Origin of the sequence: Frigoribacterium sp. VKM Ac-1396 (assembly GCF_015350895.1) — a bacterium.
In the GTDB taxonomy this organism is placed as follows: domain Bacteria; phylum Actinomycetota; class Actinomycetes; order Actinomycetales; family Microbacteriaceae; genus Frigoribacterium.
Genome location: NZ_JADKSD010000001.1, coordinates 322,799 through 346,633, shown reverse-complemented (window position 1 = coordinate 346,633; position 23,835 = coordinate 322,799). Strand labels below are relative to the sequence as shown.

Here is a 23,835-nt window from a genome sequence, read left to right as displayed (position 1 = left end):
TGCTCTAGTTGTTCTGGACGGGTTCGCTCAGTTGGCCGACCCCGTGTCTCACGACGTCGCCGAACAGGTCGTCGGGGTCGAGTCTACGGAGTTCCTCGGCCAGGCAGTCGCGCAGCGACCGGCGTGGCAACGCGAGGTCGTGCGTGGGCTGACCCGGTTGCGTCAGGGTGGCGACGTCGTCGAGCGAACGTTCGAGCACGATGGGGCCGGAGGCGCGGACGAGTTGCACACCGTGGATGCCGCTCGACCCGGTCGCCCTCGTCGTCAGCTCACCGTCGACCGGCACCTGCAGCTGCAGCCGCAGCCAGGCAGCCAACAACAGCGTCGAGGGCGAGTCGGGCGACCCCGAGACCCCCACCTCGGTCACGGACTCGTACGGGGGCTGATCGAGGACGGCGGCGAGCTGTGCTCGCCACAGGGTCAAGCGCGTCCACGCGAAGTCGGTGTCGCCCGGTGCGTAGCTGCGCGCGAGGTCGATGATCGACTGGCGGGGGTTCGGCTGGCTCGCGGCGTCCGTGATGCGGCGTTGGGCTATGCGTCCGAGAGGCGACTCCGACACGACGGCGGGAGCGGTCTTGGGCCACCAGGCGACGACCGGAGCATCGGGCAGGAGCAACCCGGTCACGAGCCCTTCTTCGTCGCTGGCCGTCTCGCCGTAGGCGCGAAGCAGGATGACCTCGCTCGCCCCGGCGTCTCCGCCGACGCGGATCTGTGCGTCGAGCCTCCCGTCGACACGGTCGGACTCCGACGACGTGGACACGACGATGACCCGCATCGGGTGCTCACGCGAGGCGTCGTTGGCGGCTTCGATCGCCTCCTCCTCGTCACCGAGGCTGGTGGAGATGATCAGCGTGAGGACGCGACCCAACGCGACCGCGCCTCCTTCTTCCCTGATCTTGACGAGCGTCTTCTGGACGCGGCTGATGGTGCTGTCGGGCAGGTCGACGATCACGGACGCCTCCAGGTGCGGCCGTCTCGGGCCATGAGTTCATCGGCGGAGGCGGGGCCCCACGTGCCGGGTCGGTACTGTTCGGGCTGGCCCTGCGTGGCCCAGAACTCCTCGATGGGGTCGAGGATCTTCCACGAGAGCTCGACCTCCTCGTGTCGGGGGAAGAGAGGCGGGTCGCCGAGCAGCACGTCGAGGATGAGGCGCTCGTAGGCCTCGGGGCTGGCCTCGGTGAAGGCGTGCCCGTAACCGAAGTCCATCGTGACGTCGCGGACCTGGGTGCCGATTCCCGGCACCTTCGACCCGAACCGGAGGGTCACGCCCTCGTCGGGCTGCACGCGGATCACGAGGGCGTTCTGCCCGAGCGAGGTCTGCGTGCCGAAGATGTTCTCGGGCACCTGCTTGAACACGACGGCGATCTCGGTCACCCGACGTCCGAGGCGCTTGCCGGCACGGAGGTAGAACGGGACGCCCGCCCATCGCCGCGTGGCGATCTCGAGCTTGATGGCCGCGAAGGTCTCGGTGGTGCTCTCGGGGTTCATGCCCTCTTCGTCGAGGAAGCCCCTGACCTTCTCACCGCCCTGCCAGCCACCGGAGTACTGACCACGGGCCGTCCCCGCGGCGAGGTCGGCGGGCAGGCGCACGGCCGACAGGATCTTCTCCTTCTCGGCCCGGAGGTCGCGCGCGGCGAAGGTCACGGGCTCTTCCATGGCCGTGAGTGCGAGCAACTGCAGGAGGTGGTTCTGGATCACGTCACGAGCCGCGCCGATGCCGTCGTAGTACCCGGCACGACCACCGACCCCGATGTCTTCGGCCATGGTGATCTGGACGTGGTCGACGTGGTTGGCGTTCCACAGGGGCTCGTACATCTGGTTGGCGAACCGGAGGGTCAGCAGGTTCTGGACGGTCTCCTTGCCGAGGTAGTGGTCGATGCGGAAGACGCTGTCGGGCTCGAAGACGGTCTCGACGACGGCGTTCAGCTCGCGGGCGGTCGTGAGATCGCTGCCGAAGGGCTTCTCGATGACGACGCGTCGCCAGGCGCCGTCCTTCTCCTCGGCGAGGCCCGAGTTGCGCAGCTGCTCGGTCACCATCGGGAAGGCCTTGGGCGGGATCGAGAGGTAGAAGGCGTGGTTGCCCATGGTGCCGCGCTCACGGTCGAGTTCTTCGATGGTGTCCTTGAGGCGGGCGAAGGCGTCGGCGTCGTCGAAGACCCCCTGCACGAAGCGGAAACCCTCTTTGAGCTGGCGCCAGACGTCCTCGTCGAAGGGTGTGCGGGCGTGTTCCTTCACGGCCTGGTACACGACCTGCTCGAAGTCCTGGCCTTCGAACTCACGGCGGGCGAAGCCGACGAGTGCGAAGCCCGGCGGGAGCAGACCGCGGTTGGCCAGGTCGTACACGGCAGGCATGAGCTTCTTGCGTGAGAGGTCACCCGTCACACCGAAGATGATGAGGCCACTCGGGCCCGCGATACGGTTGAGGCGGCGGTCGGAGGGCAACCGCAGGGGGTTGGACTCCGGCGTGATCGGCACCGGTGACATGGGCTTCCGTTCTGTGGTTCGAGGGGCACCGACGATCCGGCACGGACGGCCGGGACGAGGACGTCCGGGGGCAAGGCGAAAGGGCCGGCGTCCCTCAGGACGCCGGCCCTCTCGGCTCAGCGGAGTGCGGCGGTGATGACGGGCAGCGCGGCGGCCACGTCGGTCACGGTCAGCGTGAGCACGGGGCGCCCGTGCTCGGCCAGGACCTTCGCGTCACCCGCGGCCTGCGCCTGGACGAGCTGCCCGAACGTGAACGGGCTCTCCGGGATCTCGAGGTCGGTCTCGGGCACCTGCGTGATCTGCAGGAAGACGCCGTTGGCCGGGCCGCCCTTGTGGTACTGACCGGTCGAGTGCAGGAAGCGCGGACCCCACCCGAAGGTGACGGGACGCTGCGTGCGCGCGGCCAGGAGGTCGCGCACCTGGTCGAGCTGCGGGTTCGCCACGCGGTCCACGTAGGCCTGGATCGAGACGTAGCCGTCGTCGCTCAGGTGCGTGAGCAGGGCGGCCACCGCGGACTCGAGCGAGTCGCCCAACTCGACGCCACCGACCTCGCGGACCTCGACGCCCTCGGCCGTGAAGGCCGGGGGAGTGGGCTCGGGCCGGTCGTCGAGCAACGCGCGCGTGGCGACCTTGGCCGACTCGACGTCGGGCTGGTCGAACGGGTTGATGTCGAGCAGGCGCCCGGCCACCGCGACGGCGTACTCCCAGACCATGATCTGACCACCGAGCGAACCCGAGATCTCGACCTCGCCGGGTGCGACCTCGCGGGTCTCGTCGGCGTTCGCCACGAGTCGGACGATCTGCACGTCGTGCAGGCCGGCCGTGATCTCGGGGGCGGAGCCGTCGATCACGACGGGGAGCAGACCACGGCCCTGCTTGCCGGTCGACTCGGCGATGAGCTGTTCGGCCCAGTCCGGGAACCCGACGATGTGGGTGCCGTCGGCGACGATCGCGATCTTGTCGCGCAGCGGCTTCGTCCCGGCGAGGACGGCGCCGAGCACCAGACCGGGGTTGTCGGCGCGGTCCTGGGCGAGCTCGACCGTGACGGCGTCCGCCTCGGCGAGGAGCTCACGGATGTCGGCCCCGGCGAGGCCCGACGGCACGAGACCGAAGGCCGACAGGGCCGAGTAGCGCCCGCCGATGTTGGGGTCGGCGTTGAAGACCCGGTAGCCGGCCTCGCGCGCCTGACCGTCGAGGGGCGAACCCGGGTCGGTGACGACGACGATGCGGTCGACGGGGTCGATGCCGGCGTCGGTGAACGCCTTCTCGAACGTCTTGCGCTGGCTCGCGGTCTCGACGGTCGAGCCCGACTTCGACGACACCACGAGCACGGTGCGCTCGAGGCGGTCGGCGAGGGCGGTGAGCACCTGGCCGGGCTCGGTGGCGTCGAGCACGGTGAGCTCGACGCCGTAGGTGCGCGTGATGACCTCGGGCGCGAGCGACGATCCGCCCATGCCCGCGAGCACCACGTGGTCGACGCCCTTGGCGGCGAGCTCGTCGCGCAGGGCGTCGATCTCGTCGAGCAGGGGGGTCGAGACCACGACGGCCTCGGTCCAGCCGAGTCGCTTGGCGGACTCGTCCTCGGCGTCCGGGCCCCACAGGGTGGGGTTCTGGGCCGTGATGCCCGAGGCGACGAGGTCGCTGACGAGCTGGGGGACGACCGTCTCGACCGCCTGAGCGGCGTCGCCGCTGGCTGCGATGGTGATGGTCACTTGGCGACCTCGGCGGGCTTGGCGGCCTCGAGCGCAGCGGTCACGGTGTCGAGCAGCTCGTTCCACGAGACGATGAACTTCTCGACGCCCTCTTTCTCGAGGGTCTCGGTCACGTCGTCGTACGACACGCCCTGCGCGGCGATGGAGTCCATGACCTCGTTGGCCGAGGCGTAGGAGGCGCTGATGGTGTCGCCACGGACCTCACCGTGGTCGAAGGTCGCCTCGAGGGTCTTCTCGGGCATCGTGTTGACGACGTCCTGGGCGACCAGCTCGACGACGTAGGTCGTGTCGAGGACGGCGGGGTCCTTGACGCCGGTGGAGGCCCAGAGCGGACGCTGCTTGTTGGCACCCGCGGCGAGCAGGCCCTTCGCGCGCTCGGTGTCGAACGCCTGCTGGTAGACCTCGTAGGCGAGCTGGGCGTTGGCGACGCCGGCCTTGCCCTTGAGGGCCTTGGCCTCGTCCGTGCCGACGGCGTCGAGTCGCTTGTCGATCTCGGTGTCGACGCGCGACACGAAGAAGGACGCCACCGAGTGGATCTGCGTGATGTCGATGCCCGCGGCCTTGGCCTGCTCGAGCCCCGTCAGGTACGCGTTGATGACCGCGCGGTAGCGCTCGAGGCTGAAGATCAGGGTGACGTTGACGCTGATGCCCTGGGCGATGACGGCGGTGATGGCTTCGAGGCCCTCGACGGTCGCCGGGATCTTGATGAGCGCGTTGGGGCGGCCGACCTTGGCGGCGAGCTTCACGGCCTGGTCGATGGTGCCTTGGGCGTCGTGGGCGAGACCCGGCTCGACCTCGATCGACACGCGGCCGTCGAAGCCACCCGTCGTGTCGTAGATCTCACGGAAGATGTCGCTGGCGCGGGTCACGTCGTCGGTGGTGATCTCGAAGACGGCGTCGGTGACGCTGACGCCGGTCTTGGCGAGCAGGGCCACCTGGTCGTCGTAGGCCTCGCCCTTGGCGAGGGCCGAGGCGAAGATCGTGGGGTTGGTGGTGACCCCGACGACGTTGCGCTCGGCGATCAGCTTCTGCAGGCCGCCGGCGTTGATGCGCTCACGCGAGAGGTCGTCGAGCCAGATGCTCACGCCCGCGGCGGAGAGCTGTGCGGTGTTGGTGTCTGTCATGGTGTCTTCTCTTCTTCCTGTCGACGCTCAGAGAGCGGCGATCGAGTCTTTCGCGGCGGCGACGGCGGCTTCGGTCGTCATGCCGAACTGCTTGAACAGCGTCTTGTAGTCGGCCGACGCACCGAAGTGCTCGATCGACACGCTGCGACCGGCGTCACCGACGATGCCGCGCCACGGCATGGCCACGCCGGCCTCGATCGAGACGCGAGCCTTGACGGCGGACGGGAGGACCGCCTCCTTGTACTCGTCGCTCTGCTCGTCGAACCACTCGATGCTCGGCGCCGAGACGACGCGGGCGTTGATGCCCTCGCCTCGCAGGACCTCGCGGGCCTCGACGGCGATCTGTACCTCGGAGCCGGTGGCGACGAAGATCACGTCGGGCGTGCCGCCCGGCGCCTCGGCCAGGACGTAGGCACCCTTGGCGACGTTCTTCGCCGACGCGAACGTGTCGCCCTCGGCGTCGCCCGTGCCACGCTCGAAGACGGGCAGGTTCTGGCGGCTGAGCGCGATGCCGGCGGGGCCGTGGTGGCGCTCGAGGATGGTCGCCCAGGCCCAGGCGGTCTCGTTGGCGTCCGCGGGACGGACGACGTCGAGGTCGGGGATGGCGCGGAGCGACGCGAGCTGCTCGATCGGCTGGTGGGTCGGGCCGTCCTCGCCGAGGGCCACGGAGTCGTGGGTCCAGACGTAGATCGCCGGCGACTTCATCAGCGCCGCGAGGCGGACCGCGGGGCGCATGTAGTCGCTGAAGATCAGGAACGTGCCACCGAAGGGACGCGTGTTGCCGTGCAGCGTGATGCCGTTGAGGATGGCGCCCATCGCGTGCTCGCGGATGCCGAAGTGCAGCACGCGGCCGTAGGGGTCGCCGCTCCACTCGTCGGTCGACCACTCGGTCGGCACGAACGACTTCGAGCCCGTGATGGTCGTGAGGTTCGACTCGGCGAGGTCGGCCGAACCGCCCCAGAGCTCGGGGACGACGCCGGCGAGGGCGTTGATGACCTTGCCCGAGGCGGCACGCGTCGAGACGTCCTTGCCGGCCTCGAAGACGGGCAACGCCTCTTCGACGCCCTCGGGGAGCTCGTTCGCGAGGATGCGGTCGAGGAGGACCTTCTTGTCGGGGTTGGCCGACGCCCAGGCGGCGAGCTTCTCGTCCCACTCGGCGTGCTGGGCCTGGCCGCGCTCGACGGCCTTGCGGGTGTGCTCGAGGACGGCGGGGTCGACGTCGAAGGACTTCTCGGGGTCGAACCCGAGGACGGACTTGAGGCCGGCGACCTCGTCGGCGCCGAGCGCCGAACCGTGGATCTTGCCGGAGTTCTGCTTCTTCGGCGACGGCCAGCCGATGATCGTCTTGAGGATGATCAGCGAGGGCTTGTCGGTGACGGCCTTGGCCTTCTCGATGGCGTCGTTCAGCTCGGCGACGTCTTCGACGTACTCGCCGGTCTTCTTCCAGTCGACGACCTGGACGTCCCAGTCGTAGGACTCGAAGCGCTTGTGGACGTCCTCGGTGAAGGCGATGTTCGTGTCGTCCTCGATCGAGATCTGGTTCGAGTCGTAGATCGCGACGAGGTTTCCGAGCTTCTGGTGGCCGGCCAGCGAGGCGGCCTCGCTCGTGACGCCCTCTTGCATGTCGCCGTCGCCCGCGATGACGTAGACGAAGTGGTCGAAGGGGCTCGTGCCGGGGGCGGCCTCGGGGTCGAACAGGCCGCGCTCGAAGCGGGCGGCGTAGGCGAACCCGACGGAGCTGGCGAAGCCCTGGCCCAGGGGGCCGGTCGTGATCTCGATGCCGTCGGTGTGGCCGTACTCGGGGTGGCCGGGGGTCTTGGAGCCCCAGGTGCGCAGCGCCTCGAGGTCGTCGAGCTCGAGACCGTAGCCACCCAGGTAGAACTGGATGTACTGCGTCAACGAGCTGTGGCCGACGGACAGGATGAACCGGTCGCGACCGATCCAGGTGCTGTCGCTCGGGTCACGACGCATGACCTTCTGGAAGAGCAGGTAGGCGGCGGGCGCCAGGCTCATCGCGGTGCCGGGGTGGCCGTTGCCGACCTTCTCGACCGCGTCGGCCGCGAGGACGCGGACCGTGTCTACTGCTTTGTTGTCGATGGATTCCCATTGCAGATCTGCCACTGGAAGTTGACCCTTCTTGATGCGAACTGCGCGGGGTCGATTCGCTCCCGCGCTGACGTGCGCCTGCCGAGACGTCGTCGGCTGGGTCGCACACACGCTGGGGGGGCGGGGATCAGGACGGTTCGTCCGGTGATTCGGGCACCGAGGGGGCGTGCGACTGGCAAGCACCTGCAAGTATAGGGACGAACCCCCCGCGGCCGTCCGCATCCGGGCGGGGTTCGCCGTCAGCGTCGACGTTCATCGCCTAGACTTCTCGGGCAAACCGTTCGTCTCGTTAGAGGACTCATGACCGCAGCCGTAGACATCCGCCCCGACACGTCACCCCGGGGCTTCCGTCGCAAGGCTCGGGCGTACGTCGCCCTCACGAAGCCCCGCGTGATGGAGCTCCTGCTCGTCACGACGGCACCGACGATGTTCCTGGCCCAGGGCGGTGTCCCCAACCTCTGGCTGGTGGCGGCGACGCTGATCGGCGGGGCCCTGAGCGCCGGGTCCGCCTCGGCCTTCAACTGCTACATCGATCGCGACATCGACCGCATCATGAAGCGGACGCAGGGCCGCCCCCTGGTGACGGGAGACGTCACCGACCGCGAGGCACTCGTCTTCTCGTACGTGGTGGGCGTCGCGTCGATCGTCTGGCTGGCCCTGACGGTCAACCTGCTCTCGGCGGCCCTCTCGCTCGGCGCGATCCTCTTCTACGTCGTCGTCTACACGCTCTGGCTCAAGCGCCGCACGCCGCAGAACATCGTCTGGGGCGGCATCGCGGGCTGCATGCCCGTGCTCATCGGATGGGCCGCCGTCACGGGCGACCTGTCGTGGTCCGCCGTCATCCTGTTCATGGTGATCTTCCTCTGGACGCCCCCGCACTACTGGCCGCTCTCGATGAAGTACCGCGACGACTACGCCGCCGCCGACGTGCCCATGCTCGCCGTGGTGCGTGGACGCTCCATCGTCGGACTGCAGGTCGTCCTCTACGCCTGGGCCACCGTGGCGTGCTCGCTCATCCTCGTGCCCGTCGCCGGCATGGGCGCCCTCTACACGGTGGTCGCCCTCGCCAGTGGTGCCTGGTTCGTCTGGGAGTCCCACCGCCTGTACAGCCGTGCCATCCAGCACGTCTCCGAGGTCCGCCCGATGCGGGTCTTCCACAGCTCGATCACGTACCTCACGCTGCTCTTCGTCGCCGTCGGCGTCGACCCGTTGCTGCCCTTCTGACCCGTGGGCACGGTCGAGTGGTCGGTCCGTCCGGCGCGCCCTGACGACCTCGAGCCGCTCTCCGACCTCAAGCTCGAGGTGTTGCGTCCCGAGTTCGAACGGCTCGGCATCTGGAACCCACCCCGCCACCGGGCGCGCTTCGAACGCGAGTTCACGGCCCACGAGACGCGCGTCGTCGAAGGCGACCAGCGCCTCCTGGGGTGCATCGCCCTGCACCCCGAGGCCGACACGACCTGGCTGCGGCACTTCTACCTGGTCGAGGAGGCGCGAGGTCGCGGCATCGGGACGGCCCTGCTCTCCGAGGCGATCGCGTCGGTCGCCCCGGGGTCGATGACGCTCGACGTGCTGACGGGCAGCCGTGCCGTGTCGCTCTACGAACGCGCCGGCTTCGTCGAGATCGGACGAGATCCCGTCGACACGGTCATGCGCCGCGCGTAGTCGACCCGGGGACCGACCGGCGCCGACGATGCGGGGCGATCGGGCGAACCACCGGGCTCGGACCGTCGGTCTCGGACGATCAGGCCCGGACCGCCGCGGCCTCGACGACCGGCTCGACCTCGTCGAGTGCCTGGTCGTCGTGCAAGGACAGCACGACGGCGGTCGTCGCCGCGACGAGGAGCGCGGCGAACACCATGTGCGTCCCCACCAGGAGGGGCGGCAGCCCCGTGCGGGCCTGCGTGATGCCCACGGCGATCTGCACGAGCTCGACGGCCAGGAGGGCGAACGGGAAGCGGCGGGGGAGGCCCGCTCGGATCGTCCAGGCGACGACGGCGACGGTCAGCGCCAGGGTGGCGTAGGCCGGCCAGCTGTGGACGTGGTCCATGATCGCGGGGTCGAGGCCGTTGCGCGGGGTGGCCGCGTCGCCGGCGTGCGGACCGGAGCCGGTCGTGAGGACGCCCACGACGACGGTGACGGCCACGACGGCGGCGAGGACGTGGACCAGGCGCGCGTAACCGGGCGGCGTCGCGGCGTGGTGGCCCCGCGGCCCGCGGTGCACCCGCCAGAGGAGCGTCGTCGTGAGGCCGACGAGCACGATCGAGACGACGAAGTGTGCCCCCACGATGTAGGGGTTGAGGCCGGTCAGGACCGTGATGCCGCCGAGGACGGCCTGGAACGGGATGCTGAGGCCCTGCAACAGGGTGAGCCAGAAGAAGTCGCGCCGGACCTTGCGCTGGCGCAGCACGAACAGGAAGGCGAGGATCACCACCAGGGTCAGCACGAACGTCAGCAGGCGGTTGCCGAACTCGATGGCGCCGTGGATGCCCATCTCGGGCGTGCTGACGAACGAGTCGGTCGTGCACCGGGGCCAGGTGGGGCAACCGAGGCCCGAACCGGTGAGCCGCACCGCGCCTCCCGTGCCGATCAGCAGCACCTGGCAGACGAACGAGGCCCAGGCGATGAAGCGCACCCGACGGTCGACCGTCGTGGGCAACCACGACCAGGCTCGGGTCAGGACTCCGGTGGTGCCCACCTGTGCGTTGCTCACGACTTGCTGCCTTTCGTCACTTTCGGCGGTCTGCCCTGTAGAATCGACGGGTTCAGGAACACGACCCGGCAGGGTGTCGACGGAGACATCCGAAGACCGCGAGATCCGCAGAAGCGGTACGCGGCCCTCACCACCAGTCTAAGCAGCGCGACCTGACGACTCGATCACCTCGAGCGTCGGCGAACGAGGCGGAGGCGACCGACGTGTTCGACTCGCACCGCGAGCAGCTGGGCCGCTCCACCACCCGGGGAATGCCGTTCGGCCCACCCGTGTTCGGTCCGGCAGAGAAAGAGGTAGTCATGTCAGACGTGTTGATCGATCGACCCGAGCTCGAGAGCCTGGGGCAGTACGAGTTCGGCTGGTCCGACTCCGACACCGCGGGTGCTTCGGCGCGCCGCGGGGTGTCACCCGAGGTCGTCACCGACATCTCGAACCTGAAGAGCGAGCCCGAGTGGATGCTCAAGAACCGGCTCAAGGGCCTGGCCCTCTTCGAGCGCAAGCCGATGCCGACGTGGGGTGCCGACCTCTCGGGCATCGACTTCGACAACATCAAGTACTTCGTCCGGTCGACCGAGAAGCAGGCGACGACCTGGGACGAGCTGCCGGACGACATCAAGAACACGTACGAGAAGCTCGGCATCCCCGAGGCCGAGCGCAACCGCCTCGTCGCCGGCGTCGCGGCCCAGTACGAGTCCGAGGTGGTCTACCACCAGATCCGCGAGGACCTCGAGCAGCAGGGTGTCATCTTCATGGACACCGACACCGCGCTGCGCGAGCACCCCGAGATCTTCCAGGAGTACTTCGGCACGGTCATCCCGGCCGGCGACAACAAGTTCGCCGCCCTCAACACGGCCGTCTGGTCCGGGGGCTCGTTCGTCTACGTGCCCAAGGGCGTCCACGTCGAGATCCCCCTGCAGGCCTACTTCCGGATCAACACCGAAAACATGGGCCAGTTCGAGCGCACGCTGATCATCGCCGACGAGGACAGCTACGTGCACTACATCGAGGGCTGCACGGCCCCGATCTACAAGTCCGACTCGCTCCACTCGGCCGTCGTCGAGATCATCGTGAAGAAGAACGCGCGCGTCCGCTACACGACGATCCAGAACTGGTCGAACAACGTCTACAACCTCGTCACGAAGCGGGCCATCGCCCACGAGGGCGCCACCATGGAGTGGATCGACGGCAACATCGGCTCGAAGGTGACGATGAAGTACCCGTCGATCTACCTCGTGGGCGAGCACGCCAAGGGTGAGACCCTGTCGGTCGCCTTCGCGGGCCCCGGTCAGCACCAGGACGCGGGCGCGAAGATGGTCCACATGGCGCCGTACACGACGTCGTCGATCGTCTCGAAGTCCATCGCCCGCGGCGGCGGTCGTGCGGGCTACCGTGGCGAGGTCCGCGTCGACGAGGCCGCCCACCACGCGGCCAACACGGTCCGCTGTGACGCGCTGCTCGTCGACACGATCTCGCGCTCCGACACGTACCCCGCGATCGACATCCGCGTCGACGACGTGCAGCTAGGTCACGAGGCCACGGTGTCCCGGGTCAGCGAAGAGCAGCTCTTCTACCTCATGTCGCGCGGCATGGCCGAAGACGAGGCCATGGCCATGATCGTCCGTGGCTTCATCGAGCCCATCGCCCGCGAGCTCCCGATGGAGTACGCGCTCGAACTCAACAAGCTCATCGAGATGAGCATGGAAGGATCAGTCGGCTAGATGTCCGCCGCAGCACCCACCACCACACCAGAGTCCACCACCACCCCCGGCGTGCAGCACGGAGCCGGAGCGCACACCGACGGCGGCTGGGGCCTCGTGCCCGTGCAGACGCGGTCCGAGCGGTTCACCTCCGTCGACCCCGGGGCCTTCCCCGAGGTCACCGGTCGTGAAGTCGACTGGAAGCTCAGCCCCGTGGCGCGCCTCCGTGCCCTCATCGACGGCGACCTCGACGGTTCGCCCTACGCCTACCTGGCTCGCGAGACCCCCGGCGCGACCGTCGAGTGGATCGACCGTGCCGACCCCCGGGTCGGCACGGCGGGCACGCCGGAAGACAAGGCCGCCGCCAACGCGTGGGCGAGTGCCGAGAAGGTGCTCTCCGTCACCCTGGCGGGCGACGAGCCCTCGGCGATCACGATCGGCCGATCGGGCCTCGACCGCGAACCCCGGGCGGGTCACACGCTGATCCACGCCAAGGCGAACAGCCAGGCCATGGTGGTACTCCGCAACACGGGGGCGGCGCACCTCGTCGAGAACGTCGAGATCGTCGTCGACGAGGGGGCCCACCTCACCGTCGTGACCCTGCAAGAGTGGGACGACGACGCCGTCCACCTCGCGAGCCACCACGCACGCATCGGGCGCGACGCCCAGCTCAAGCACTTCGTCGTCAGCCTCGGAGGCTCGGTCGTCCGGGTCAACCCGTCGGCCCACCTGGCCGAGCAAGGCGCCGACGCCGAGCTCTACGGCGTGTACTTCGCCGACGCCGGCCAGCACCTCGAACAGCAGGTGTACGTCCACCACGACGCGCCGAAGACCCGCAGCCGCGTCAACTACAAGGGCGCCCTGCAGGGCACCGGTGCTCGCACCGTGTGGATCGGCGACGTCCTGATCGCTCGCAGCGCCCCCGGTACGGACAGCTACGAGCAGAACCGCAACCTCGTGCTCAGCGAGGGGACGCGCGCGGACTCGATCCCGAACCTCGAGATCGAGACCGGCGACATCGAAGGCGCCGGTCACGCCAGCGCCACCGGTCGCTTCGACGACGAGCACCTCTTCTACCTGCAGTCCCGGGGCATCTCCGAGCACGAGGCACGCCGTCTCGTGGTGCTCGGCTTCTTGGTCGAAGTCATCCAGAAGATCGGGGACGCCGACCTGCAGACCCGTCTGGTGGACGCCATCGAGGCCGAACTGGCCGCGGGCGAGGCCACGTCGACCGAGACGGTCGCCTGATGGCGACGAAGGTCTGCGGCGTCGACGACGTCAGCCCGGCACAGGCCCTGCGGGTCGTCGTCGACGGCGTCGCCGTCGCCGTCGTGAAAGACAGTGCCGGCACCATCCACGCGATCGGCGACACCTGCACCCACGGCGACATCTCGCTCTCCGAAGGCTTCGTCGAGGACGACACGCTCGAGTGCTGGGCCCACGGCTCGAAGTTCGAGCTCACCACCGGCAAGCCGCTCACGCTGCCCGCCTACGAACCCGTACCGGTCTTCTCGGTCTCCGTCATCGACGGCGAGGTGTACGTCGACACCGCCTCGACCGTCACCGGCGCCGCACAGTAAAGGAACAGAAACGCATGTCCACTCTCGAGATCCGCGACCTCAAGGTCAGCATCGACACCGACCAGGGCCCGAAGCCCATCCTCAAGGGCGTCGACCTCACCATCAACGAGGGCGAGATCCACGCCGTCATGGGCCCCAACGGCTCGGGCAAGTCGACCCTCGCCTACACGATCGCCGGCCACCCGCGCTACAACGTCGACGGCGGCTCCATCTTGCTCGACGGCCGCGAGGTCCTCGAGATGAGCGTCGACGAGCGCGCCAAGGCCGGCCTCTTCCTCGCCATGCAGTACCCGGTCGAGATCCCGGGCGTCACCGTCTCGAACTTCCTGCGGACCGCCAAGACGGCCCTAGACGGCGAAGCCCCCGCCATCCGCGGCTGGATCAAAGACCTCCGCGAGTCGATGACTGCCCTAAAGATGGACTCGGCCTTCGCCGAGCGCAACGTCAACGAGGGCTTCTCGGGTGGCGAGAAGAAGCGTCACGAGATCATGCAGCTCGAGCTGCTCAAGCCGAAGTTCGCCGTCCTCGACGAGACCGACTCCGGTCTCGACGTCGACGCGCTCAAGATCGTGTCCGAGGGCGTCAACCGAGCCAAGGCCAACACGGGCCTCGGGCTGCTGCTGATCACGCACTACACGCGCATCCTGCGCTACATCAAGCCCGACTTCGTGCACGTCTTCGTCGACGGCCACGTCGCCGACGAGGGTGGGCCCGAGCTGGCCGACCGCCTCGAGAACGAGGGCTACGACCGGTACGTCACGGCGGCCGCCGCCGAGGCCGCAGCGACCACGGCGGTCTGACCGTGGCCGTCGCGCTGAGCCCCGAGAAGTTCGACGAGACGATCGAGGCGCTCAAAGAGGTCGTCGACCCCGAGCTGGGCGTCAACATCGTCGACCTGGGCCTGATCTACGACCTGGCCATGGACGAAGAGCACGAGAACGCGCTCATCATCAGCATGACGCTCACGAGTGCGGGCTGCCCGCTGACGGACGTCATCGAGGGCGACACGGCCAACGCCCTCGACGGCGTGGTCGACGCGTTCCGCATCAACTGGGTGTGGATGCCGCCGTGGGGCCCCGACCGCATCACGGACGACGGCCGCGACATGATGCGGGCCATCGGGTTCTCCATCTGACCTCGTCCATCTGACCTCGGTCGAGAGTCCAGACGACGAAGCCCCGTCCCTCGCGAGAGGGACGGGGCTTCGTCGTGTCGACGGCGGGAGGCGCTAGTCGCCGAGGCGCTTCAGCGCACGCCAGGCGAGGGGCAGGGCCGCCGCGGCGATGAGCCATTTGGCGACGCCGCCCACGACGAACGGGTAGAGGCCCGCCGCGAGGACGCTCGGCAGGTCGTTCGGCAGGCCGAGCGAGCCCAGGACGACGGCCAGGTAGGGCAGCCCGACGGCGAACGGGATGAGACTGGCGAGGAAGAACGCGGCGGCAGAGCGGCCCCATCTCTTGTCCCAGTCGCGCTCGGACAGCCACCCGATGACGGCGGCCGTGATGACGAAGCCGATGACGAAGCCGAAGCTCGGCTTGAGGACGCTGAGCGGACCGCCCGAGAACTCGGCGAAGATCGGCAGGCCCGCGACCCCGAGGACGAGGTAGGCGGCGAGCGAGAGGGCGCCACGCCGGGCGCCGAGGGACGCGCCGACGAGCATCACGCCGAGGGTCTGACCCGTGACGGGCACCGGCCAGAGCGGGATCTGCACCTGGGCGAGGGCCGAGACGACGGCCACGCCGCCGAGCACGAGGGCGACGTCGGTGGCGGCGCCCCGGGCCACCAGACGGTCGGCGAGGACCGGCCGTGAGGTCGGTGCGGCGGTGTTCGTCATGGGGACTCCTAGAATGGGTAGGTTGATCGGCCGAGCGGCTGGTCGGCAGCGCAGTGCTGCGACCCTTTCCACACGACGTCCCCATCCTATGGGCGGCCCTCCTCCGGGCCCCGTTGTGGACTCCTCACCAATCGATTGGACATCTGCTGTGCTCTCCGTGCACGATCTCGAGATCCGCGTCGGCGCGCGCCTCCTCATGGCCGACGTCTCGTTCCGGGTCGACCGGGGCGACAAGATCGGCCTCGTCGGCCGCAACGGCGCCGGCAAGACGACCATGACCAAGACGCTGGCGGGCGAGACCATGCCGACCGGCGGCAAGATCGAACGGTCCGGCGAGATCGGCTACCTCCCGCAGGACCCCCGCAGCGGCAACCCCGAGGACCTCGCCCGCACGCGCATCCTCGACGCCAGGGGGCTCGGCCAGCTGCTGCTCGGCATCCAGGAGGCCACCCTCGCGATGGGCGACCCCGACGCCGACGTCGCCGCGCGCGCCATGAAGCGCTACGGCGACCTCGACGACCGTTTCAACGCCCTCGGGGGGTACGCGGCCGAGGCCGAGGCCGCGTCGATCGCCAGCAACCTCAGCCTGCCCGACCGCATCCTCGACCAGCCCCTCTCGACCCTCTCGGGTGGTCAGCGCCGACGCATCGAACTCGCGCGCATCCTGTTCTCGGCGGCCGACACGATGATCCTCGACGAGCCCACGAACCACCTCGACGCCGACTCGGTCGTCTGGCTGCGCGAGTACCTGAAGACCTACCAGGGTGGCGTCATCGTGATCAGCCACGACATCGAGCTCGTCGAGGAGGTGGTGAACCGGGTCTTCTACCTGGACGCGAACCGCCAGGCGATCGACGTCTACAACATGGGCTGGCGCAACTACCAGCGCCAGCGGGCGGCCGACGAGGAGCGCCGCAAGAAAGAGCGCTCGAACGCCGAGAAGCAGGCCTCGGCCCTGCAGAAGCAGGCCGCCCGCTTCGGTGCCAAGGCCTCGAAGGCCGCGGCCGCGCACCAGATGGTGGCCCGCGCCGAGAAGCTGCTCTCCGGCCTCGACGAGGTCCGCGCCGTCGACCGCGTGGCGAAGCTGCGCTTCCCCACGCCGGTCGCCTGCGGCAAGACGCCGCTCATGGCATCCAACCTCTCGAAGAGCTACGGCTCGCTCGAGATCTTCACGGCCGTCGACCTCGCCATCGACCGGGGGTCGAAGGTCGTCATCCTGGGCCTGAACGGCGCCGGCAAGACGACCCTGTTGCGCATCCTCGCCGGTGTCGACGCCCCCGACACGGGTCAGCTCGAGCCGGGCCACGGCCTCCGGGTCGGCTACTACGCGCAAGAGCACGAGACGATCGACGTCAAGCGCAGCGTGCTCGAGAACATGGTGTCGTCCTCGCCGAACATCACCGAGATGGAGGCGCGGCGCGTGTTGGGCTCGTTCCTCTTCACGGGTGACGATTCGGCGAAACCGGCCGGCGTGCTGTCCGGCGGTGAGAAGACCCGACTGGCCCTGGCGATGATCGTGGTCTCGGGCGCCAACGTGTTGCTGCTCGACGAGCCCACCAACAACCTCGACCCGGCCAGCCGCCTCGAGATCCTCGACGCCCTGAGCAACTACGAGGGTGCCGTCGTCCTCGTGAGCCACGACGAGGGAGCGGTCGAGGCGCTGAACCCCGAGCGCGTCCTGATCATGCCCGAGGGCACCGAGGATCACTGGACGCCGGACTACTCCGACCTGATCAACCTGGCCTGAGGCTGCTTCAGCGGCGGACGCCGTCGAGGATCTCGTCCTCGACGTCGTTGTCGTGACGCGGTCGCGCATCGCGACGGCGCTGCCGTTCGGCCTCGCGCTCGACGAGTTCTTCGTCGTCGGCGTTCTGGTTGCGGTACTCCTGCCGGAAGACGTAGAACAAGAACCCGAACGCCCCGACGGCGAACATCAGCCACTGCACGAAGTACGACAGGTTGAGTCCGGTGTCGACCTCGGGCTTCGTCGACGGTACCGGGGCCGTCGCCGTCGCAGGGCTCTCGCTGACGATGAGGCCGTAGGCAGCCGAATAGATCGGCTGCCCGACCCGTGACTCGACCTCGCTCAGCTGGATCGTGGCGATCTGGTTCGTGCCCGGCACGCCGGTGCGGTCGCCCACGGTCGGCTCACCGGGCTTGAGGCGCGCCACGACGGTGACGTCACCCGACGGAGGCGCGGGCACGACGTCGGGGGAGTCCTGGGCGTTGCCGGTCGGCACCCAGCCGCGATCGACGACGAAGACGTCGCCCTGCGTGGTGCGGAACGGCACGAGGACCTCGAAGCCCGGTTGACCGTTGAGCGGCCTGTTGCGCACCAGGAGTTCGTCGTCGGCGAGGTAGCGGCCGGTCATCTCGACGGGTTGCCACTCTTGAGCGGCGTCGTACGACGACAGGTCGGGCAGTGCCTGAGCGAGCGGGACGGGGTCGGCGTCGTAGGTCTGCTCGATCTGGTGGACGACCGCGAGCTTCTCGTCGTGCCGGGACCACTGCCAGTGGGCGAGGAACACGCAGACGATCGCGAAGACGACGGCGACGGCGAAGTAGCCCAGCCACCTCCGCGAGAGGGCGAAGCGGATGTTCGTCACCGCGCCTCCGTTCCGACCTGTTCGACGACCTCTGACACCCCCGTCACGACGACCGGGAAGTCACGTGCCTCGAGGAACTCGCGCAGGAAGTCCACGTGCTCGTCGCACGCCGACCACACCTTGACCCGGTCGATGCCGTGGATCTTCGGGTTGCGCCAGTGCACATTATGCCGTGCCTCGGCTCGACACGAGGCGCGAGAGCACTGCACGCCGGCGGGGTCGAGGCCGAGCATCAGGCGCTCTTCCGATCGGAGCCCGCCTGGCCGGGAGCCTCACCGGGGGACCCGTCGGGCACGTCGTCACCGGCAGGAGCCGGGCCCGCGGGCCCCGCGTCGCCGTCGACGACGGTGGGCCGGAACGGGGCCTGCGGCTCGCGGTACACCTCGATGCCGCCCGGACTCTCGACGGCGTCGCCGGACTCGTGGCCCACGTTGGCGAACACGACGGCGACGTAGGGGATGACGACCGCACCGACGATCGGCAACAGCGTCCACCACCCGAGGGGGAAGACGAAGCAGAGGGCGATGCAGACCAACCGGATGCCCATCGCCACCAGGTACTTGACCATGCGGGAGTGCCGGTCGTCGGTGGGGGAGGGCGGGAGGGACGTGATCGTGTTCGAGGCCTTCACGGGGCACACCTCGATGTCGGGAGGGGGTGGACGCACCACGGACGGGTGCCGGATCGATCTCGGGGACCAGACGTCCGAGGGACCGTCCCGATCCTAAGACCCGGGTCCGACAGTAGGCTGGTCGGCGGCCTGCCGATCACAGGTTCGCCGTCCCCGCCGCCGTCCCGGACGGCGACCGTCGAGATCGCACACGAGGAGACCACCATGACCACGCCCCGCACCGTCCTCGTCACGGGTGGCAACCGAGGCATCGGCTTCGCCATCGCCGAGGAGTTCGTCGCCCAGGGCCACCGCGTCGCCGTCACGGCCCGCAGCGGCCAGGGCCCCGAGGGCACCCTGACGGTCGTCGCCGACGTGACCGACGCCGCGTCGATCGACGCGGCCTTCAGCACCGTCGAGGCCGAGCTCGGCCCGGTCGAGGTCGTGGTCGCGAACGCCGGCATCACCAAGGACGGCCTGCTCATGCGCATGACCGAGGACGACTTCACCTCGGTCGTCGACACCAACCTCGGCGGGGCCTTCCGCATCGTCAAGCGTGCCTCGAAGGGCATGCTCAAGGCCCGGTTCGGCCGCATCGTCCTCGTCTCGAGCGTCGTCGGCCTCTACGGCGGCCCTGGTCAGGCGAACTACGCCGCGTCGAAGGCCGGCCTCGTCGGCTTCGCGCGCTCGCTCACCCGCGAGCTCGGCGGCCGGGGCATCACCGCCAACGTCGTCGCCCCCGGGTTCGTCGAGACCGACATGACGGCGGTCCTGCCCGAGGCCCAGCAGGCCGAGTACAAGAAGAGCATCCCCGCCGGCCGGTACGGCACGGCGGCCGAGGTCGCGAAGGCCATCGCGTGGCTCGCCGGCGACGACGCCGGTTACGTCTCGGGCGCCGTGATCCCCGTCGACGGCGGCCTCGGCATGGGCCACTAGGGACGCCGACCGCAGGAGGCGCGGGTCGTCCCACGACGCCGGCCCGGCCGACGGGCGGCTCAGCCCCGCAGCCCGAGCAGGGGCAGCACCTGCGACAGGTCGTTCGTCCCGACCACCACGTCGGCCCGTCGACGGACCGTCGGCTTGGCGTTGAACGCCACGGAGAGCGCGGCGACGGCCATCATCTCGAGGTCGTTCGCCCCGTCACCGACCGCGACGGTGTGCGCGAGGTCGACCCGCGCCTCCTCGGCCCACTCCCGGAGGGCGTCGGCCTTCGCGTGGGCGTCGACCACCGGGCCGGTGACGCGTCCGGTCAACCGGCCGTCGAGCAGTTCGAGCCGGTTCGCCCGGTGGAAGTCCAGCCCGAGGTCGTCGGCCAGGGGGTCGAGGGTCTCGTGGAACCCGCCCGACACGACGCCGACGAGGCCGCCGGCGGCGTGGACGCCGTCGACCAGCGCGCTGGCCCCGCGGGTCGGGGTCAGACGCTGCCGCACGTCGGCGAAGACCGACTCGGGGAGACCTTCGAGGGTGGCGACGCGCTCGGCGAGGCTCGCCGCGAAGTCGAGTTCACCGGCCATCGCCCTCGAGGTGATGTCGGAGACACGTTCGCGAGAGCCCGCGGCGTCGGCCAGCAGCTCGATCACCTCGTCCTCGATCAGGGTGGAGTCGACGTCGAGGACGATGAGGAAACGCGGCACGCCGACAGCCTAGGGCCGCCGACGCACCGCGTCGCTCGTGTGACTCCGGACTGCTACTGGTCGACCCGGACTCCCTTGCCGACCACCGTGATGCCGGACGGCGTGACCGTGAAACCGCGAGCCCTGTCGGCCTCGGGATCGACGCCGACCGAGGCGCCGGCCGCGATGACGACGTCCTTGTCGAGGATGGCGCGGTTCACGACGGCGTTCGGACCGACGTGGGCCCGCTCGAAGACGACCGAGTCGACGACGCGCGAACCGCTGTCGAGGGTGCACCAGGGGCCCAGCACGCTGCGCTCGACGTGCGCACCCGACAGGAGCGAACCGAGCGAGACGATCGAGTCGATCGTCGTGCCGAGGTTGCCGTGCCCGTCGCGGACGAACTTCGCCGGCGGCGAGTTGAGCTGCTGGCTGAAGATCGGCCAGTCGGTGTTGTAGAGGTTGAAGATCGGCAGCGCCGAGATCAGGTCGCGGTGCGCGTCGTAGAACGAGTCGATGGTGCCGACGTCACGCCAGTAGTACCGGTCGCGCTCGGTCGAGCCGGGGACCTCGTTGCGGTTGAGGTCGTAGACCGCCGCATCGCCACGGGAGACGAAGTCGGGGACGATGTCGCCGCCCATGTCGTGGTCGGAGTCCGGCTTCTCGCCGTCTCGCAGCACGGCGTCGATGAGGACGTCGGCGTCGAAGACGTAGTTGCCCATCGAGGCGAGGATCTCGTCGGGGGAGTCGGGCAGGCCCGTCGCGTCCTTGGGCTTCTCGAGGAACCGCCCGATGCGGGTCGGGTCGTCGGAGTCGACCTCGATGACGCCGAACTGGTCGGCGAGCGAGATGGGCTGACGGATCGCGGCCACGGTGACCCCCGCGCCCGAGGCGATGTGCGCCTCGATCATCTGGGAGAAGTCCATGCGGTAGACGTGGTCGGCTCCCACGACCACGACGATGTCGGGCTTCTCGTCACGCAGCAGGTTCAGGCTCTGCAGGATGGCGTCGGCGCTGCCGGCGAACCATCGCTTGCCGAGCCGCTGCTGAGCCGGGACCGAGGCCACGTAGGCGCCCAGGAGGCCCTCGATGCTCCAGGTCTGCGACACGTGGCGGTCGAGGCTGTGCGACTTGTACTGGGTCAGGACGACGATCTGCCGGAGACCCGAGTTGATCAGGTTCGACAGGGCGAAGTCGATGAGACGGTAGTTGCCACCGAACGGGACTGCGGGCTTCGCGCGGTCCGCGGTCAGGGGCATCAGGCGCTTGCCCTCGCCACCAGCCAGGACGATGCCGAAGATCTTCTTTGATGCCATGGGGCCAGAATGGCACGATTCGGGCCCGCACGACTACGGTGAACGACGTGCGAGTCGATGTCATCACCAAGGAATACCCGCCCAACGTCTACGGAGGCGCGGGCGTCCACGTCGTCGAGCTCGTCAAGGCCCTGCGGCAGGGCGTCGAGGTGCAGGTGCGCGCCTTCGGTGAGGTCGACCCCGAGCCCGACACGACCGGCTACCCCGACCTGCCCCAGCTCGACCAGGCCAACGCCACCCTGCGGACCCTCGGCGTCGACGTCACGATGGCGCAGGACGTCGCCGGAGCCGACGTCGTCCACAGCCACACCTGGTACGCCAACGCGGCGGGCCAGCTCGCCCAGATGCTGCACGGCGTGCCGCACGTGCTGACGGCCCACAGCCTCGAGCCGCTCCGCCCCTGGAAGGCCGAACAGCTCGGAGGCGGCTACCGCGTCTCGAGCTGGATCGAACGTCAGGCGTACGAGACGGCCGACCGCGTCATCGCGGTGAGCGACGGCATGCGCCGCGACATCCTGCGCTCGTACCCCTCGATCGACGAGTCCAAGGTCGAGGTCGTCTACAACGGCATCGACCTCGACGGCTGGCAGCGCGTCGAGGACGCCGAACTGGTGCGCGGCCTGGGCATCGACCCCGACCGGCCCTCCGTCGTCTTCGTCGGCCGGATCACCCGTCAGAAGGGCCTGCCGTACCTGTTGCGGGCGGCGAAGCTCCTGCCCGCCGACGTGCAGCTCGTGCTCTGCGCCGGCGCACCGGACACCCCCGAGATCATGGCCGAGGTAACCGGTCTCGTCCGCGAGCTGCAAGAAGAGCGCACCGGGGTCGTGTGGATCGACACCGTGCTGCCCCGCCACCAGCTCAGCGCCGTGCTCAGCCAGGCCACCACGTTCGTCTGCCCCTCGGTCTACGAGCCCCTCGGCATCGTCAACCTCGAGGCCATGGCGTGCGGGGTGCCCGTCGTGGGCTCCGACACCGGCGGAATCCCCGAGGTCGTGGCCGACGGCCTCACCGGCCGCATCGTCCCCCTCGAGCAGGTGCAGGACGGCACCGGCACCCCCGTCGACCCCGACCGTTTCGTCGCCGACCTGGCGGCCACGCTGACCGAGGTCGTCTCCGACCCGGCCCTCGCCCGCCTGATGGGTCGGGCCGGTCGCATGCGTGCCGAAGAGGAGTTCTCGTGGGGACGGATCGCCGAACAGACCCTGCGGATCTACCAGGGTCTGCTCAACTAGGCTGAGCGGCATGCCTACCGTCCTGCAGCTCACCGATGTCTCGATCGTCCGAGGCGGCACTCCCGTCGTCGACAAGCTGACCTGGACGGTCGACTCCGACGAGCGCTGGGTCGTCCTCGGCCCGAACGGCGCCGGCAAGACGAGCCTGCTGCAGGTGGCCGCGGCACAGAGCCACCCGTCCAGCGGGCAGGCGAGCATCCTGGGCAGCGACCTGGGTTCCGTCGACCTCTTCGAGTTGCGCACCCGCATCGGGTTCGCCTCGACCGCGATCGCTCGACGCATCCCCGCTAAGGAGAAGGTCGTCGACGTCGTCCTGACGGCGGCGTACTCGGTCACCGGTCGCTGGAACGAAGAGTACGAGGGCGTCGACGTGCGCCGGGCCCACCGGGTGCTCGAAGAATGGCAGCTCGACCACCTGTCCGACCGGGCCTTCGGCGAGCTGAGCGACGGCGAGCAGAAGCGCGTGCAGATCGCCCGGTCGGTCATGACCGACCCCGAGCTGCTGCTGCTCGACGAGCCCGCTGCCAGCCTCGACCTCGGTGCTCGCGAAGAGCTGCTCCGCATGCTCTCGGGCTACGCGTCGTCCGAGGGGGCGCCGGCCATCGTCATGGTCACCCACCACGTCGAAGAGATCCCGCGGGGTTTCACGCACGCCCTGCTGCTCGACCGCGGGTCGGTCGTCGCCGCCGGCCCGCTCGACGAGGTCGTCACGGCCGAGACGCTCGGGGCCACGTTCGGCCTCGAGTTGCACGTCGAGTCCGACGGCGGCCGGTACTCGGCGCGCGCGGCCGACTGAGCCGCACCTCCTACGATCCGGGCCCTCGGTCTGGTATCGTTGACAGCTGGTCCGCAGCGATGCTGCGCGTGCCTCCTGAACTCACCATCATCACTCGTTCGCTAGACCTAGGACAATCATGAAGACCGACATCCACCCCGAGTACAAGCCGATCGTCTTCCGGGACCTCGCGTCGGGCGCCACGTTCCTCACGCGCTCCACGACGAGCAGCGACAAGACCATCGAGCTCGACGGTGAGACCTACCCGGTCATCGACGTCGAGATCTCGTCCGAGTCGCACCCGTTCTACACGGGCAAGCAGCGCATCCTCGACTCGGCCGGTCGCGTCGAGAAGTTCAACTCGCGCTACAAGAACTTCGGCAAGTAAGCACCAGCTCACGCGCCAGAACGGGGCGGTCCACTTCGGTGGGTCGCC

At 69.2% G+C, this 23,835-nt stretch carries 24 protein-coding genes; 12 read left to right on the top strand and 12 right to left on the bottom strand.

Features of this window, described 5'->3' with window-relative positions:
* Positions 1-4: 4 nt before the first annotated feature.
* The 5 genes from ITJ55_RS01685 to tkt all read right to left on the bottom strand — a co-directional run bounded on the left by ITJ55_RS01685 (position 5) and on the right by tkt (position 7,441).
* Positions 5-952, bottom strand: a complete 948-nt coding sequence (locus tag ITJ55_RS01685; RefSeq protein ID WP_194593825.1) for a glucose-6-phosphate dehydrogenase assembly protein OpcA — start codon at positions 950-952, stop codon at positions 5-7.
* A complete protein-coding gene (gene zwf, locus ITJ55_RS01680) occupies positions 949-2,484 on the bottom strand; it encodes a glucose-6-phosphate dehydrogenase (RefSeq protein ID WP_194593824.1) in 1,536 nt (511 codons plus the stop codon). Before zwf ends, ITJ55_RS01685 begins: the two co-directional genes overlap by 4 nt.
* Positions 2,485-2,600: 116 nt before the next feature.
* Positions 2,601-4,196, bottom strand: coding sequence for a glucose-6-phosphate isomerase (locus tag ITJ55_RS01675; protein WP_194593823.1), 1,596 nt, complete (start codon positions 4,194-4,196; stop codon positions 2,601-2,603).
* Positions 4,193-5,320, bottom strand: a complete 1,128-nt coding sequence (gene tal, locus ITJ55_RS01670) for a transaldolase (protein WP_194593822.1) — start codon at positions 5,318-5,320, stop codon at positions 4,193-4,195. The genes ITJ55_RS01675 and tal overlap by 4 nt, the downstream gene beginning before the upstream one ends.
* Positions 5,321-5,347: 27 nt before the next feature.
* The gene (tkt, locus tag ITJ55_RS01665; protein ID WP_194593821.1) at positions 5,348-7,441 is read right to left on the bottom strand and encodes a transketolase; all 2,094 of its coding nucleotides are present in this window, start codon (positions 7,439-7,441) and stop codon (positions 5,348-5,350) included.
* A 285-nt stretch (positions 7,442-7,726) separates the two neighbouring features.
* On the opposite strand from tkt, the gene ITJ55_RS01660 reads away from it, so the two are divergent.
* On the top strand, positions 7,727-8,650 hold the full coding sequence (locus ITJ55_RS01660; protein WP_056256286.1) for a heme o synthase: 924 nt from the start codon (positions 7,727-7,729) through the stop codon (positions 8,648-8,650).
* Between the two features lie 3 nt (positions 8,651-8,653).
* Positions 8,654-9,088 carry a GNAT family N-acetyltransferase gene (locus ITJ55_RS01655; protein ID WP_194593820.1) on the top strand — a complete coding sequence of 145 codons (435 nt, stop codon included), beginning with the start codon at positions 8,654-8,656 and terminating at the stop codon, positions 9,086-9,088.
* A 79-nt stretch (positions 9,089-9,167) separates the two neighbouring features.
* On the opposite strand, the gene ITJ55_RS01650 is transcribed toward ITJ55_RS01655, so the two are convergent.
* Positions 9,168-10,136, bottom strand: coding sequence for a heme A synthase (locus ITJ55_RS01650; protein WP_370543960.1), 969 nt, complete (start codon positions 10,134-10,136; stop codon positions 9,168-9,170).
* Positions 10,137-10,435: 299 nt separating this feature from the next.
* On the opposite strand from ITJ55_RS01650, the gene sufB reads away from it, so the two are divergent.
* Genes sufB through ITJ55_RS01625 form a run of 5 tightly spaced genes read left to right on the top strand, consistent with a single transcriptional unit; the run spans position 10,436 to position 14,548 of the window.
* Positions 10,436-11,854, top strand: coding sequence for a Fe-S cluster assembly protein SufB (gene sufB / locus ITJ55_RS01645; RefSeq protein ID WP_056258167.1), 1,419 nt, complete (start codon positions 10,436-10,438; stop codon positions 11,852-11,854).
* Complete coding sequence (gene sufD, locus ITJ55_RS01640; protein WP_194593819.1) at positions 11,855-13,081, top strand: Fe-S cluster assembly protein SufD; 1,227 nt, start codon at positions 11,855-11,857, stop codon at positions 13,079-13,081.
* A complete protein-coding gene (locus tag ITJ55_RS01635; protein ID WP_082486197.1) occupies positions 13,081-13,413 on the top strand; it encodes a non-heme iron oxygenase ferredoxin subunit in 333 nt (110 codons plus the stop codon). The genes sufD and ITJ55_RS01635 overlap by 1 nt, the downstream gene beginning before the upstream one ends.
* Positions 13,414-13,427: 14 nt before the next feature.
* Positions 13,428-14,213 carry a Fe-S cluster assembly ATPase SufC gene (gene sufC, locus ITJ55_RS01630; RefSeq protein WP_194593818.1) on the top strand — a complete coding sequence of 262 codons (786 nt, stop codon included), beginning with the start codon at positions 13,428-13,430 and terminating at the stop codon, positions 14,211-14,213.
* A 2-nt stretch (positions 14,214-14,215) separates the two neighbouring features.
* Positions 14,216-14,548, top strand: coding sequence for a metal-sulfur cluster assembly factor (locus ITJ55_RS01625; protein ID WP_056256281.1), 333 nt, complete (start codon positions 14,216-14,218; stop codon positions 14,546-14,548).
* A gap of 93 nt (positions 14,549-14,641) precedes the next feature.
* Here the strand turns inward: ITJ55_RS01625 and ITJ55_RS01620 are convergent, their stop codons facing one another.
* Entirely contained in the window at positions 14,642-15,247 is a 606-nt protein-coding gene (locus ITJ55_RS01620) for a biotin transporter BioY (RefSeq protein ID WP_194593817.1), read from the bottom strand.
* 148 nt (positions 15,248-15,395) lie between these two features.
* Between ITJ55_RS01620 and ITJ55_RS01615 the strand changes: the two genes are divergently transcribed.
* Entirely contained in the window at positions 15,396-16,994 is a 1,599-nt protein-coding gene (locus tag ITJ55_RS01615) for an ABC-F family ATP-binding cassette domain-containing protein (protein ID WP_056256278.1), read from the top strand.
* A 7-nt stretch (positions 16,995-17,001) separates the two neighbouring features.
* Here ITJ55_RS01615 and ITJ55_RS01610 read toward each other — a convergent pair whose 3' ends face one another.
* Genes ITJ55_RS01610 through ITJ55_RS15845 form a run of 3 tightly spaced genes read right to left on the bottom strand, consistent with a single transcriptional unit; the run spans position 17,002 to position 18,484 of the window.
* Positions 17,002-17,853 carry an SURF1 family protein gene (locus ITJ55_RS01610; protein WP_194593816.1) on the bottom strand — a complete coding sequence of 284 codons (852 nt, stop codon included), beginning with the start codon at positions 17,851-17,853 and terminating at the stop codon, positions 17,002-17,004.
* Positions 17,850-18,086, bottom strand: coding sequence for a hypothetical protein (locus ITJ55_RS01605; RefSeq protein WP_194593815.1), 237 nt, complete (start codon positions 18,084-18,086; stop codon positions 17,850-17,852). Before ITJ55_RS01605 ends, ITJ55_RS01610 begins: the two co-directional genes overlap by 4 nt.
* On the bottom strand, positions 18,086-18,484 hold the full coding sequence (locus ITJ55_RS15845; protein ID WP_370543959.1) for a DUF3099 domain-containing protein: 399 nt from the start codon (positions 18,482-18,484) through the stop codon (positions 18,086-18,088). The genes ITJ55_RS01605 and ITJ55_RS15845 overlap by 1 nt, the downstream gene beginning before the upstream one ends.
* A gap of 204 nt (positions 18,485-18,688) precedes the next feature.
* Between ITJ55_RS15845 and fabG the strand changes: the two genes are divergently transcribed.
* Positions 18,689-19,399 (top strand): 3-oxoacyl-ACP reductase FabG, encoded by a 711-nt coding sequence (gene fabG / locus ITJ55_RS01595; RefSeq protein WP_194593814.1) that lies wholly within the window; start codon positions 18,689-18,691, stop codon positions 19,397-19,399.
* Between the two features lie 59 nt (positions 19,400-19,458).
* On the opposite strand, the gene serB is transcribed toward fabG, so the two are convergent.
* Both serB and ITJ55_RS01585 read right to left on the bottom strand, forming a co-directional pair.
* Positions 19,459-20,097 carry a phosphoserine phosphatase SerB gene (gene serB, locus ITJ55_RS01590; RefSeq protein WP_194593813.1) on the bottom strand — a complete coding sequence of 213 codons (639 nt, stop codon included), beginning with the start codon at positions 20,095-20,097 and terminating at the stop codon, positions 19,459-19,461.
* A gap of 53 nt (positions 20,098-20,150) precedes the next feature.
* Positions 20,151-21,392: a glucose-1-phosphate adenylyltransferase gene (locus ITJ55_RS01585; RefSeq protein ID WP_056256261.1), complete on the bottom strand. Its 1,242-nt coding sequence runs from the start codon at positions 21,390-21,392 to the stop codon at positions 20,151-20,153.
* A 47-nt stretch (positions 21,393-21,439) separates the two neighbouring features.
* On the opposite strand from ITJ55_RS01585, the gene glgA reads away from it, so the two are divergent.
* The 3 genes from glgA (at position 21,440) to ITJ55_RS01570 (ending at position 23,787) form a co-directional block, all read left to right on the top strand.
* Positions 21,440-22,624, top strand: coding sequence for a glycogen synthase (gene glgA / locus ITJ55_RS01580; protein ID WP_056258158.1), 1,185 nt, complete (start codon positions 21,440-21,442; stop codon positions 22,622-22,624).
* 10 nt (positions 22,625-22,634) lie between these two features.
* Positions 22,635-23,420 carry an ABC transporter ATP-binding protein gene (locus tag ITJ55_RS01575; RefSeq protein WP_194593812.1) on the top strand — a complete coding sequence of 262 codons (786 nt, stop codon included), beginning with the start codon at positions 22,635-22,637 and terminating at the stop codon, positions 23,418-23,420.
* A gap of 118 nt (positions 23,421-23,538) precedes the next feature.
* A complete protein-coding gene (locus ITJ55_RS01570; protein WP_194593811.1) occupies positions 23,539-23,787 on the top strand; it encodes a type B 50S ribosomal protein L31 in 249 nt (82 codons plus the stop codon).
* The last annotated feature ends 48 nt before the right edge of the window (positions 23,788-23,835 follow it).

Excerpts from the sequence above, each read along its gene's own strand:
- zwf (WP_194593824.1), bottom strand. The coding sequence starts at position 2,484 with ATGTCACCGGTGCCGATCACGCCGGAGTCCAACCCCCTGCGGTTGCCC.
- tal (WP_194593822.1), bottom strand. The coding sequence starts at position 5,320 with ATGACAGACACCAACACCGCACAGCTCTCCGCCGCGGGCGTGAGCATC.
- ITJ55_RS01660 (WP_056256286.1), top strand. The coding sequence starts at position 7,727 with ATGACCGCAGCCGTAGACATCCGCCCCGACACGTCACCCCGGGGCTTC.
- sufB (WP_056258167.1), top strand. The coding sequence starts at position 10,436 with ATGTCAGACGTGTTGATCGATCGACCCGAGCTCGAGAGCCTGGGGCAG.
- sufD (WP_194593819.1), top strand. The coding sequence starts at position 11,855 with ATGTCCGCCGCAGCACCCACCACCACACCAGAGTCCACCACCACCCCC.
- ITJ55_RS01635 (WP_082486197.1), top strand. The coding sequence starts at position 13,081 with ATGGCGACGAAGGTCTGCGGCGTCGACGACGTCAGCCCGGCACAGGCC.
- sufC (WP_194593818.1), top strand. The coding sequence starts at position 13,428 with ATGTCCACTCTCGAGATCCGCGACCTCAAGGTCAGCATCGACACCGAC.
- ITJ55_RS01620 (WP_194593817.1), bottom strand. The coding sequence starts at position 15,247 with ATGACGAACACCGCCGCACCGACCTCACGGCCGGTCCTCGCCGACCGT.
- ITJ55_RS01605 (WP_194593815.1), bottom strand. The coding sequence starts at position 18,086 with ATGCTCGGCCTCGACCCCGCCGGCGTGCAGTGCTCTCGCGCCTCGTGT.
- fabG (WP_194593814.1), top strand. The coding sequence starts at position 18,689 with ATGACCACGCCCCGCACCGTCCTCGTCACGGGTGGCAACCGAGGCATC.
- ITJ55_RS01585 (WP_056256261.1), bottom strand. The coding sequence starts at position 21,392 with ATGGCATCAAAGAAGATCTTCGGCATCGTCCTGGCTGGTGGCGAGGGC.
- ITJ55_RS01575 (WP_194593812.1), top strand. The coding sequence starts at position 22,635 with ATGCCTACCGTCCTGCAGCTCACCGATGTCTCGATCGTCCGAGGCGGC.
- ITJ55_RS01570 (WP_194593811.1), top strand. The coding sequence starts at position 23,539 with ATGAAGACCGACATCCACCCCGAGTACAAGCCGATCGTCTTCCGGGAC.